10 protein-coding genes and 1 pseudogene are annotated in these 12,257 nt (G+C 59.5%); 10 read left to right on the top strand and 1 reads right to left on the bottom strand.

All coding sequences use genetic code 11. From position 1 onward, the window contains the following. The first annotated feature begins 63 nt into the window (after positions 1-63). The 6 genes from KGA65_RS20680 (at position 64) to KGA65_RS20655 (ending at position 5,745) form a co-directional block, all read left to right on the top strand. Positions 64-672 (top strand): TetR/AcrR family transcriptional regulator, encoded by a 609-nt coding sequence (locus KGA65_RS20680; protein WP_089416614.1) that lies wholly within the window; start codon positions 64-66, stop codon positions 670-672. After that, on the top strand, positions 669-1,820 hold the full coding sequence (locus KGA65_RS20675) for an efflux RND transporter periplasmic adaptor subunit (protein WP_225865027.1): 1,152 nt from the start codon (positions 669-671) through the stop codon (positions 1,818-1,820). Before KGA65_RS20680 ends, KGA65_RS20675 begins: the two co-directional genes overlap by 4 nt. Then, the gene (locus KGA65_RS20670; RefSeq protein ID WP_225865026.1) at positions 1,817-3,019 is read left to right on the top strand and encodes an ABC transporter permease; all 1,203 of its coding nucleotides are present in this window, start codon (positions 1,817-1,819) and stop codon (positions 3,017-3,019) included. Before KGA65_RS20675 ends, KGA65_RS20670 begins: the two co-directional genes overlap by 4 nt. Before the next feature lie 2 nt (positions 3,020-3,021). Further along, positions 3,022-3,732: an ABC transporter ATP-binding protein gene (locus tag KGA65_RS20665; RefSeq protein ID WP_225865025.1), complete on the top strand. Its 711-nt coding sequence runs from the start codon at positions 3,022-3,024 to the stop codon at positions 3,730-3,732. Positions 3,733-3,830: 98 nt separating this feature from the next. Then, entirely contained in the window at positions 3,831-4,238 is a 408-nt protein-coding gene (locus KGA65_RS20660) for a cytochrome c (protein WP_232476748.1), read from the top strand. Next, positions 4,225-5,745: an efflux transporter outer membrane subunit gene (locus KGA65_RS20655; RefSeq protein ID WP_225865024.1), complete on the top strand. Its 1,521-nt coding sequence runs from the start codon at positions 4,225-4,227 to the stop codon at positions 5,743-5,745. The genes KGA65_RS20660 and KGA65_RS20655 overlap by 14 nt, the downstream gene beginning before the upstream one ends. On the opposite strand, the pseudogene KGA65_RS20650 reads toward KGA65_RS20655, so the two are convergent. Next, positions 5,723-6,849 (bottom strand): annotated as a pseudogene (locus tag KGA65_RS20650) (IS3 family transposase). The gene KGA65_RS20655 and the pseudogene KGA65_RS20650 sit on opposite strands and share 23 nt — an antisense overlap. Before the next feature lie 516 nt (positions 6,850-7,365). Here KGA65_RS20650 and KGA65_RS20645 point away from each other — a divergent pair. The 4 genes from KGA65_RS20645 to KGA65_RS20630 form a co-directional block, all read left to right on the top strand. Then, the gene (locus KGA65_RS20645; protein ID WP_225865023.1) at positions 7,366-8,139 is read left to right on the top strand and encodes an Ivy family c-type lysozyme inhibitor; all 774 of its coding nucleotides are present in this window, start codon (positions 7,366-7,368) and stop codon (positions 8,137-8,139) included. 444 nt (positions 8,140-8,583) lie between these two features. Then, entirely contained in the window at positions 8,584-10,281 is a 1,698-nt protein-coding gene (locus KGA65_RS20640) for a hypothetical protein (protein WP_225865022.1), read from the top strand. A gap of 797 nt (positions 10,282-11,078) precedes the next feature. Beyond that, on the top strand, positions 11,079-11,834 hold the full coding sequence (locus tag KGA65_RS20635; protein WP_225865021.1) for an MbcA/ParS/Xre antitoxin family protein: 756 nt from the start codon (positions 11,079-11,081) through the stop codon (positions 11,832-11,834). Then, a partial coding sequence (locus tag KGA65_RS20630; RefSeq protein WP_225865020.1) for a hypothetical protein occupies positions 11,831-12,257 on the top strand: 427 nt, incomplete at its 3' end. The genes KGA65_RS20635 and KGA65_RS20630, both read left to right, overlap by 4 nt.

Genomic DNA, 12,257 nt, shown 5'->3' with positions numbered 1-12,257 from the left:
GGGCCTTGCTCTCATCGCACAACCTGATAAGATAGTAATAACTTACTTTCTTTTGGATTGGCGATGAGCGAACACCCTAAGCACCTTCCGGCTGATGAACGGCGAGCGGCCACCGTAGAGGCGGTGATCAACCTGGCGGCTGAGCAGAATCCCAGCGACATCACCACCACGGCGATCGCGCAGCGCATGGGCCTGACCCAAGGCGCGCTGTTCCGGCATTTCCCCACCAAGGATGCCATTCTCGAAGCAGTGATGACGTGGGTAGCTGAGCGTCTTCTTTCCCGAGTAGACAAGGCGGCCCAGAACATCACTTCTCCTCTTGCCGCGCTGGAAGCGGTCTTCATGGCTCATATCGACTTCGTTTCCGAGCATCCAGGCGTGCCACGGATGCTCTTCGGAGAGTTGCAGCGGCCCGGAGAAACACTCCCTAAAAGGATGGTTCAGACCTTGATTCAGCGGTACGGAGAACGCTTGCGCCATCTGCTGGAGAGGGGCAAGGCGATAGGCGAGCTTAATGCCAGCCTCGATATCGAGGCTGCCTCGGTATCGTTCATCGGCTCCATCCAGGGCTTGGTGATGCAGTCGCTCATCGCGGGTGACGCCGCTCGCATCCGTCGCGATGCCTCTGGTGTTTTTGCAATCTATCGTCGTGGCATTGGGAGTGCGTCATGAAATTTCCACGTCTACAACGCCGCACATTGGCCCTGGTCGCCGTCATCATTCCACTTCTACTGCTTTTCATCTATGTTGCTTTGCGTTCAGGGCCATTGGCTCCTGTTGCAGCTACTGTCAGCACGGTAGAGTCCCGCTCCGTTGCCCCAGCATTAGCTGGTATAGGGACAGTGCAAGCGCGCTTTACTTACAAAATCGGCCCCACCGTTGCCGGGCGCGTCAAACGCTTGGATGTGCATGTCGGCGATACCGTTAAAGCAGGGCAAGTGCTCGGTGAAATGGATGCGGTGGACCTGGACGATCGCATCAGCGCTCAGCAGGCTGCAATCAAGAGTTCCGAAGCTGCACTTCGACAGGCTGCTGCCAAAGAAACTTTCGCGCAGACACAGGCCACACGCTATGAGCAGCTTTTATCGGTGCGTGGCACCAGCGAAGAAACGGTAGTCACCAAACGGCAAGAACTGGCTGTGGCGAGCGCGGCATTGGTCGCCTCGCGAGAAGATATCGCGCGTCTGCGCGCAGAGTTGGAAGCGCTCCGCGCTCAACGCGGAAACTTGAGGTTAGTGGCACCGGTTGCCGGACTGGTCGCAGCACGCGATTCAGACCCTGGCACCACGGTGGTGGCGGGGCAAGCGGTAATCGAAGTAATTGACACCGCAAGCCTGTGGGTTGATACACGCTTTGATCAAATCAGTGCCGAGGGACTGGCTACAGGGCTTCCAGCCAAGATTGTTCTGAGATCACGGCGATCTCAGGCTGTGGCGGGACACGTATTGCGCATCGAGCCTCGCGCCGATGCCGTGACTGAGGAAACCCTGGCAAAAATCGTTTTCAACGCGCCTCCAGTACCACTTCCACCATTGGGTGAGTTGGCGGAGGTGACTGTGCAACTGGGCGAATTGCCTGCCGCGCCGACCATCTCCAATGCCGCAATTCGGACAGTCGATGGAAAACGCGGTGTATGGAAGCTGGTTGAAGGAGGTTTGACTTTCACTCCGGTCGTGCTGGGCCGCTCCAGTCTTGATGGCCTGGTTCAGGTAGTTGAGGGCTTGAGCGTTGGCGATCAGGTCGTGCTCTACAGCGAAAAGACACTCAGCGCCAAGAGTCGGATTAACATCGTCGATCGTCTGCCAGGAGTCTCACCGTGATCAGCCTGGCCGGACGCGACATCCTTCATGCCTGGGGTAAATTCATCTTTACGGGCATTGGCTTGGGCCTGTTGATTGGCGTCACGCTGACCATGGCGGGTGTGTATCGCGGCATGGTCGATGACGGTAAGGTGTTGCTGGACAACAGTGGTGCCAACTTGTGGGTGGTACAGAAAGACACCCTGGGCCCTTATGCCGAGTCTTCCAGCATCCCTGATGACCTGTGGCGCAGCATCCGCACTCTGCCGGGCGTGGCAGAGGCCGCCAATGTGACCTACCTGACCATGCAGGTCGGAAGAGGTGAAAAAGATGTTCGTGCCATGGTCGTGGGCATCGCGGCAGGCGAACCGGGAACATCAGGCTGGCCACCTCAATTGGTCGCGGGACGCCAGATTACGCGTGGCCACTATGAGGCGGTAGCGGACATCGCCACAGGGTTTCGGCTGGGCGATGAGGTGAAGATTCGCCGCAACCATTACACAGTCGTTGGCCTGACCCGCCGCATGGTTTCCTCCAGTGGCGATCCGATGGTGTTTATCCCACTCAAGGATGCGCAAGAAGCGCAATTCCTCAAAGACAACGATGCCATCCTGATGCAGCGTCGCCGCACCGAAGCCAATCCGGTTTTCAACCGCCCCGGCGTGCCCGGTCTGCTCGATGCTGTGATTGCCTCACAAACCAGCAACAACTCGGTGAATGCCGTGCTGGTTCGTATCCAACCCGAATACTCTCCACAGGAGGTGGCCGAACCGATACGACGCTGGAAGCGGCTCACGGTTTATGACCGCGCACAGATGGAAGAGATTTTGGTAGGCAAACTCATTGCCACATCCGCCAAGCAAATCGCCATGTTTCTGGTGATTCTGGCTGTGGTCAGCGCCGCCATCGTGGCATTCATCATCTACACCCTGACCATGGACAAAATTCGCGAAATCGCGGTGCTCAAGCTCATCGGCACACGCAACCGCACCATTGCGGGAATGATCTTGCATCAGGCGTTGGTACTTGGGGTCATCGGTTTTGTCGTTGGCAAGATCACGGCTACCTTCGCTGCACCCTTATTTCCCAAATACGTATTGCTGATGCCCATCGATTCAATCTTGGGTTTCTTCGCGGTGATGGTTATTTGTGTGCTGGCCAGCGTTGTCGCCATCCGTATGGCACTGAAGGTCGATCCGGCCGAAGCGATTGGAGGCTGAACATGACGGCAAAAGGCATTCACATCGAAGGCTTGAGCAAGCGTTACGGAGAGGGAGACACTGCGGTTCTCGCCTTGAAGAACGTGAACATGCAGGTTGCGCCGGGCGAGGTGGTTGGCCTGATCGGCCCTTCCGGTTCCGGCAAGAGCACGTTGCTCAAGTGCCTGGGAGCCGTGATTGACCCCACCGCCGGTCGCATGGTGCTGGGAAACGAGGTGATTTTCGACGATGAATGGAAAGTGCGCGACCTGCGGGCTTTGCGCCGCGACAAGATCGGTTTCGTGTTTCAAGCGCCGTACCTGATCCCGTTTCTCGATGTCACCGATAACGTGGCGCTCTTGCCGATGCTCGCGGGTGCCGGCAATGACGATGCGCGAAAACGCGCGCTCGAACTGCTCACCGCTCTGGATGTGCAGCACCGCGCCAAGGCCATGCCGTCACAACTCTCAGGCGGAGAACAGCAACGCGTGGCTATTGCTCGCGGCTTGGTCAATCGACCACCAGTGATCCTGGCTGATGAACCAACGGCACCGCTGGATTCGGTGCGTGCGATGTCTGTCATCCGCATCCTCAACGACATGGCTCGGCGTTTTGAAACCGCCGTCATCGTCGTCACGCACGACGAAAAAATCATCCCGACGTTCAAGCGCATTTACCACATCCGCGATGGCGTCACTCACGAGGAAGCGGGTGAAGGGCGCAGTTTTGAATGACTGCGCCACTCGTTATCGATGTCGCTGAAAAAAGAAGGGGTCTCATGAACAGCACTAAAAAACCGTTCCTGGTCATTTCCGCCGTGCTTTTCACGGTGATGACCATATCAGCCACCCCTGTCGGCGCGCAGACGGAAAAACCCGCAAAGCCGATGGCACTACGCGGTGTGATGGACAAATTAGGCCGCGACATGCAGGCCATTACAGGCGCAATTTCCAAGGAAGAGTGGGCGGTGGTTGTCGAGTTGGCTCCGAAGATTGCCAACCACGCAGAGCCTCCCGTCGCGGAAAAAATGCGCATTCTTGCTTGGCTCGGAACCGATGCTGGGAAGTTTCGCAGCCACGATGGGCAGACGCACGAATCTGCTACTGCTATGGGCGACGCAGCCAAGCGTGGTGATGGTCTAGCCGTTATCTCTGCTTTTTCGAAGGTACAACAAAGCTGCCTCGGTTGTCATCAGAGCTTCCGTAAGCCGTTCATGGAGCATTTTTATGAAAACCGATGACCTGACTTGCACAGGCCAATGCACGAAACCCAGTCAATGGCCGGCCAGAGCCCTTACATCTCTCGCACTTGTTGGTTTGTTGGCTGGTTGTGCGGTCGGGCCTGACTTCAAACGCCCCGAAGCGCCGACTACATCTAATTACACCGTTGCCACCATGCCAGCGCAAACCGCCTCGGCCGCAATCCTTTTGGGGGAGGTGCAAACCCTCCGGGTCGGTCGGGAGGTCAGTTTGGAATGGTGGCACAGCCTGGGGTCATCCAGACTCGATGCACTGATTGCACTGGCTTTACAAAACAGTCCAACGTTAGCCTCTGCAAAATCGACGCTGCTGCAGGCGCAGGAGCTTCATGCTGCGCAAGCGGGATCAACGCGCTACCCCCAAGTCGATGCGAATATCGGTGCGCAACGCCAACGGATGAGCCCCAGCGGTCTCGGACTGGCCGGCGATGCACGTGAGTTCAGTCTTCACAACGCCAGCGTTGGCGTGCATTACCGCCTCGACTTGGCTGGAGGGAATCGTCGTGCGTTGGAAGCGCTGGCCGCTCGTGTGGACTACCGGAGCCATGAACTGGCGGGCGCGCAACTGACCCTTGCGGCAAATATCACCACCACCGCCATTGTCCGAGCAAAACTCGCGGGTCAGCTTGCGGCCACCAAAGCGATGGTCGAAGCACAGGACGAGCAGATCAATGTCATCCGCAAGCGGGTGCGTCTTGGTCAAGCAGCACCGGACGAGCTGCTTGCACAGCAAACGCAGACCGAACAAACTCGTTCTGGACTACCCCTTTTGCTCAAGCAACTGCAACAAAGTGAGCATCTTCTGGCCACGCTTTCCGGCCAGGCCCCTGGTGACGCGAAGGTGCCCGATTTCACTTTGGCCGAGTTCAAACTGCCCACCGAATTGCCTCTTGTGATGCCTTCTGATCTGGTGCGCAGACGGCCTGATATTCAGGCGGCAGAAGCATTGCTCCACGCGGCGAATGCCGAATATGGGGTGGCGATCGCCAAGCTGTATCCTCAAATCAACCTCAGTGCAAACCTTGGCTCGCAAGCACTCACAACCGGGGCTCTTTTTGGCAGCAACTCTGCTGTTTGGAGTGTGTTGGGGCAGTTGACCCAGCCACTATTCAATCCGGGACTACCCGCAGAAAAACGGGCATCGCTGGCAGCATTGGATGCCGCAGCGGCAAATTATCAGGGCGTTGTGCTCGACGCTCTGCGCAACGTGGCGGACACATTGAGCGCACTGGAGCACGATGCACAGGCATTGAGTTCACTCGCGCTTGCAGACTCAACTGCACAGTCTTCCCTTGAATCCACTGGGCGTCAGTATGCGCTTGGCGCAGCCAGCTACACGCAATTGCTGATTGCAAGGCAGCAGGCTCAACAAAGTAGCATTGCCTTGGTCGCAGCGCAGGCGCAACGGCTTGCCGATAGTGCCGCACTATTTCAGGCGATGGGTGGAGGTTACGTAAGCTCACCTGTCAAGCAGACAGTTGATTTCTAGAGTCTGCGGCGGTTGTGGTGATCAATCTGGGCATGAACTGCTTGGGCGGCACGCCACCCAGTGCGTCATGCGGTCGGTACTCGTTGTACTGGGTCAGCCAGTCGTTGGCGATGGCCTGAACTTGCTCGATGGAGTTGAACAGGTAGGCATCGAGTACCTCGGTGCGGAAGGTCCGATTGAAGCGCTCGATGTAGGCGTTCTAGTTGGGCTCGCCGGGCTCGATGTAGTTCAAGGCGATGCCCTTGCGCTGGGCCCACTCCACGAAGTCATGGCTGGTCATCTCCGGGCCGTTGTCCATGCGGATCGACAGCGGCGCGCCGTACCAGTCCACCAGGCGGTCCATCGTGCGGATCAGCATCGAGGCGGGCAGCGACTGAGCCACCTGGATGGCCAAGGCCTCTCGGTTGGCTTCGTCGATGACGTTGAGCGTTCGGAACCGGCGGCCGTCGTAGAGAACGTCGTGCATGAAGTCCAAGGCCAAGCCCTGGTTGATCAACGATCCCGCTGCCAGCGGCACCGGCTCGCGCTTGGGAATGCGCCGCTTCGTTCGGCGAGGAATGTTCAGGCCCAACTCGCAGTACACCCGCCAGACCCGCTTGTGGTTCCACGGTCGGCCATCCAGGCGCAGTCGGTCAAAGCACTTCCAGAACCCCCAGCGGCCATTGCGCTCGACGACGCCGTTGAGCGCGTCGATGACCTCGGCATCCTTCTCCTGCGGTAGCGGCGGCACCTTGTAGTACGCCGCCCGCGACAAGCCTGTGGCTCTGCAGGCTCGCTGAATCGACAGGCAGTGCTCGGTCACCATGACCGCCACCGCCTGCCGCTTCGCGGACGGCGTCAGAATTTTTTTGTCAGCACGTCCTTGATCGCTGCGTTCTCCAGCGCCAGGTCGGCATACATGCGCTTGAGCCGCGCGTTCTCCGCCTCCAGCTCGCGCATGCGCGTCAGGTCGGACACCGTCGCACCTGCGTACTTGCTCTTCCAGGCGTAGTACGTCGGCGAGCTGATCCCGTGCTTGCGGCAGACCTCCGCCACCGGCACGCCTGCCTCGCCCTCCTTGAGGATTGCCACGATCTGGCTCTCCGTGAACTTGCTCTTCCTCATCGGCCTCTTCCTTTCGACTTGGGCCGCATTCTCTGGTTTTCAGCTGTCTACTTGGTGGGTGAGCTTACGTGTTGGCGCCGATCGAAATTTGACCCACGGGGATGCGGACAACAGCTTGGGCTGGTTATGCGGCGATACCGAGGCGCCGACGGTGCTGGGCGGGGGGCTTTACGCCCGGTCATCCGCCGAAGAGTGGATGCCGGGGACTTCTACTTCGGACCGCTTCGGGTCACGATCTGCCGTCAGTATGGGCTTCAGCGGTACGGAGAAAGGTGGGCTGACGGCACCAGAGGTGCGGTGAATCAATTTTTTTTGGCGTAATTTACATACCTAGAATTTGCCGTGACGTTCGTGCGTCAAGAGCCTGCGAAATCCGGTGCGGCGCAAAAACGGTGCCGCCGCGTTGCAAAAAACTATAGGCTTCGGTCACGCTGCCAAGAGAGTTAAAAAAAGCAAATATCAGGCCGGCGAGGATAGTGTAAAAATATTTTGAGCGAGGGTTCAAAGGTGCTTCGGATGTATAGGCTTTATCAAGCCTCATTTATATTGGCGTTGATGATGGCTGCTGGAGCTAGTTCGGCAGCCAAAACAAAAATTTCGCCATCTGAATATGATGCCTGTGCGGAAAAGGCGATGTCTTCAGTTGATCAATTAAAGGATGGAATGTGGGCTGTCGAGGCTGCTGTGAAAGAGCAGTGCGGCTCACCTCCTGTTCGTGAGGTGGTAGAGGGTCGATTGGTAGGTATGCACCCTTATGACATAGTCAGGTCCAAGGATTGGAGGCAGAAGTTTAAAAATATCACCAAATCAGAATATGCGAAATTCGTTGAAAGATTGACAGTTGCAAGTGAGGCTGAACAACGGGGCGTGTGGGTCGTCGGCGCTGGGCTTGCTCCCCATTCGGGAGGTGTTGACGAAGCGGCTTTCGCGATAAATACTCAATCTGGAGAGGTATTTGGTGTCATGATGGAGGATCAATCAAAGTTGTCCTCATTTGGATTTGGGGCGTCTGGCGAGAGCGCTCCTCCTTATCTAGCGAGCTGGCTGAAACAGAAAAAGGCGGAGATGACCCCGGCGCCAGTCGAGCAGGCTCCTGAAATATCATCTCGTGATCGTGTTGCTGCCTATGCTGATGGCCTTGCAAGACAAGTTGAGAAAGGGGCGTATCCCGCTTGCAAGCCAATAGCATTAAGCATCAGGAATGCTGGGAGGTCAGCTCTGCCTGAGAATGTACGGTTGGCTCAGGTTAGGTCAATGTTCGATAAGGTGCCTGCGATATGTTTTAACTGAATACATGCAAGAACGCTTAAGGAACCTCTGCATAAATCGAAATCCGCCGTGGCAGTCCACCGTCCATGCGAACCGCCGGTCGCCGCGGGCACGAAGAATCAACGACTTACATCCAATCGGTCGCCCGCAACACTGATGCTGAATCGTCCGTAGCAGATCGCTCTCGATTTATGCAGAGGTTCCTTAATGAAGATGAAATTTCATGGCAGGTTTTTCTATATCGCATGCGTTGTAGGCATAGCCTTGCTGCCTGCGTCCTAAATTGCCTGGGGCACACAAGCACATCTGGCAATTGCAGCCGAGGCGTTCAGTCAAATCAAGCTGGACGTTTGGGCAGACATCTACCTGCTTACCCATGAGCTTGATGCGACCTTGGGTAGGTAACCACGTTCCGGGGCCCTTGGCCTCGTACAGCCACGCGTAGCCCATGCGAAACTGGGCCCCATGAGCGACGCACCCAACCTCGTCGTCACCGATGGCGCTGGCGCCCGCCAGGCGCTGGCCGACTTGGTCATGGCCTGGGCCCGTGACGCGGAGACCGGTGAACCTCGCTACATCCTCGAGCTCGACGCCGCGCACCGCGGGGCCAAGTGCGGCTGTGAGTGCCCGAGCTGCGGCAAGCCGCTGACGGCGGTGAACGCCGCCAAGAGCGAGTTCCTGAGGCGGCCGCACTTCAGGCACCCTGAGGGTGCGCAGCGCGACGAGTGCCTGGTGCTGGCCGCGCGCGCCGCGGCGCTGCGGCAGCTGCAGGAAGACGGCTGGCTCGACCTGCCTCGACGCCGAATGTCCGCCCGGGTCGCTGGCCTCAGCGGCCAGTTTCACGAGGCCTGGGTCGAAGAAGCTCCCGTCCGGATTCGCATCAGCCAGGTCGACTACCGCGACAGGGCGACCGCGGTCATCACGCTCGACGACGGCCGCCAGGTGCAGGTGGAACTGACCGGCACGCCCGGCGACCCGGCCAAGCTCAGTCCTTCTGGCCAGCCCGTCCCAACCATCTACCTTGCCATCGACGATCCGCAGCTCGCCGCCCTGGCGCCAGAGGAACTACGCCGACGGGCGCGCCTGCAGCCGAACGAGCTGTGCTGGCACGCCCACTGGAACGACGTCGAGCTGCTGGCCCAGGCCGAGGCGGCAGCCCGCGCCCGGGCGCACTTCTATTTCGACGACATCCCAGATGGCCTGGAGCTTCCGGAAGGCTTGGACCCAGCGCTTCGCCGTGAGACGGTGCTCCACCATGAGGTCAAGCGCATCCTGGCGGAGGTGGGCCGGCTCACCGTCCCAGAGGTAACCGTCGAAGTCGAGGTGCCAGGCTTGGACGGACAGACTCTGCACGGCCGGTGGGTCGAGGAAGAGGAAGAGCTGCGCCTGGTCAATGTGCAGCTGGAGACAGGGTACGGCCGCCTGGTCCCCGACATCACCGCCGAAGCCTTTGGCGACGACGGACATGCTCGGCACCTGCCGCTGCTCATTGAGGTGACGGTGACGAACCCTGTCGACGAAGAGCGGCTCGGCCGGATTCGGGCAACCGGCGAGGCGACTCTGGAGATTGACCTGAGCTTGGCCGGCGGCCGAGTGAACCGGGATGAGCTGAAGCACCTGGTGGTGGACGAGGTGGCAACGAAACGCTGGCTCTTCCATCCGAACCTGGAGTGGCAGCGCTCCGCGCTGCTGGGCAGGCTGGCCAAGCAGGTGGCCGATGAGCAGGCCGAGCGGGAGTCGCGGGAGCGGTGGCTCGCCGAGCGCCGGACGCAAGTCCTGGCGACGCCAGTCTCAGAGGTCGGCGCCGAGTATCTGGATGCGGTGATGCGCATGCTCGACATCCGCGCAGCCGGCGGGGACGCCGACGCCGTCCGAGCGGCCCGCGAGCGCGTTGCTGATGCCGCGGACAAGTTGGGGATGCACGGCTACCCGGAGGCGGCCGACGAGAACCTTGTCGGCCATGGCGCCATCTTGTCCCGAGTGCTGTCCATCATGCTCGGGCGGCCAGTGGGCTATCGCTTCGACAACCTCATGGGTGTGCTGAATGCCATCCGGCAGACGAGCGGCTCTCGGCTGTCGACGCTCTCCATCTACTTCATCGCCGCCAAGGCGTACCCGCCGCCCCTCAGTGCCGAGCAGCGCGCATGGTTCGATGCCTGGTGACCGGCTGCTATCGCTGCTGTTTCCGGAGATGGCTGCTGGCCTCGCCAAGCCGTTTGGCAAGCTTGCACCTGGTACCGGTGTCAGGTGGGACCCGGTGCGCGGAGTGTTCGTCCGGCCGGAAACGCCAGAACGCAAGAGGGCAGCCTTTCTCGAGACGCAGCCACGGGCGGACAGCGCCGGGCCGCGACTGCAGGACACCAGGCCTGGCGACTGGTGGCTGAAAGGCCGCGACCTTGAGGAATGGAAGCGTGCGAATCCGGAGGCCGCACGAGCCTGGTTCCCTGCGCCCAGCAAGCGGTGACATCCTCCCAATGTGAGTAAAACGGGGGGCCTTGCCAATCCGAAGCCACAGCCCGGCAATACGTGATGACATTTGTGAGTTCACGAGCGCTAAGTCCTTGATTTCAAAGAGTTGGCGCCTTGACGCTAGGCGCGGCACCAAGCGAGGACTCACAAAAGTCATCACGTATAGCGCTAATTCATTGATTTTAAATAGATATATCCTTGATATGTAGGCGATGCGTCACCCACGAATGTGAGCTACACGGGGGGGCCTTGGCGCGAAACGTGATGAGATTTGTGAGTCGCAGGGGAAAAGTGGGGCAAAAACTCTGGTGTGGCTCCAATTTGCCGCCGACGGAGCAAAAACGCACCACTGCGTTCAGTGAACGCCTACGGTGCAATTGCGTTGCAAATTCACCATAGCACTCGCGTAGCGAATATCTCAAAAACCATCGTACCCTCCCTCACCCTGGTGTTCCCTTGGCACTCGGCGGTCGACGTGGTATCCATAATGGATGGGCACGCTTTCCTTCCTCGACACCGAATTCACCAGCTTGGTTACCCCCGAGCTCCTGAGCCTCGGCCTGGTCACACTCGATGGCTGCGAGCACTACGTTGAGCTCGACCTGTCCACAGAGGTCGGCCAGGCCCGCAAACGGGCCTCCAGCGACTTCGTGCGCTACGACGGAGTTCTGGACCTGTGGGGACTCGTCCCTGGCGCTCCGTGCGACTACCCCGAGATGGGCCGACGGACCGCCGAGTGGCTCTTAGGACTCGCAGCCCAGTCCGGGACTCCGGTCCAGGTCGCCTTCGACTACTGGGCCGACTTCGAACTGATGGAGCGCGCCATTCATGACTTGAGTCTCGGACTCTGGGAGAGAGTCCGCGCGGTGGTGACTCCCGTCGACGTCGGTGCACTGACAGGGAGTCCGGAGGGTGAGATTGCCGCCGAGGAGTGCTTTCATGAACTCCGACGACTCGGACTCGCGCGCCACCATGCCCTGGCCGACGCCAACGCCCTGCGTGCCGCCTACATCGCAGTCAAGGCAGTCGCCGTGCAAATGGCCCACGCAACGCACTCCGACATCTTCCGCCAGCTCGCCCAACACGCCCTGCAGCTAGGACTCGACGAGGCCTGGCTGCAGAGGTGGCTTAGAGCGCCGGCCTTCGAACTCGGTGGTCGGCTGCCCAAGGACATGCTTGAGGAGCCCGGCGGGCTTGAGGCACTGAAGGACCTCCTAGGCCGCATCGCGCACGGGGTGTACTCATGACGCGTTCGCTCATGAAGCACACGATGTCAGAGCTTTCGGACCTCCCTGTCGAAGCGCTGGTGGACGCTGAGCGCAAAAAGGTCACGCTGCGCGTACCTCGAGTGGACTCGGCGCTCATCATCGACTTCGTTTGCCGCGTTCTACCCGACCAGGGCATCGTGGCTTTCCGGGACGACAACATTAAGAATGCAGCTTGGCTCACGCTGAAGGCGCCGTATACGCTGTTCATTGAGGTGTTCGATGTCGTGCATAAGGCTCATGTAGTCCGGCTCGCTTCCATCAGCGGCCCACCCCAGGCAACTCTTGTCCTCGAGGACCCCGCGCAGGAGCGCAAGCGCCGCTGCCTAGAGACCGCCACTGACGTCCTGCGGGCCCTGCATGATCGAGGCGTCGAAGCGCGCGTTGTCGGGTCCGTTGGCAGGA

Origin of the sequence: Ideonella benzenivorans, from assembly GCF_020387415.1 — a bacterium.
Taxonomy (GTDB): Bacteria; Pseudomonadota; Gammaproteobacteria; order Burkholderiales; family Burkholderiaceae_C; genus Ideonella; species Ideonella benzenivorans.
Note: the sequence above shows the minus strand (reverse complement) of the source record. Positions and strands in the feature narration are given on the sequence as shown.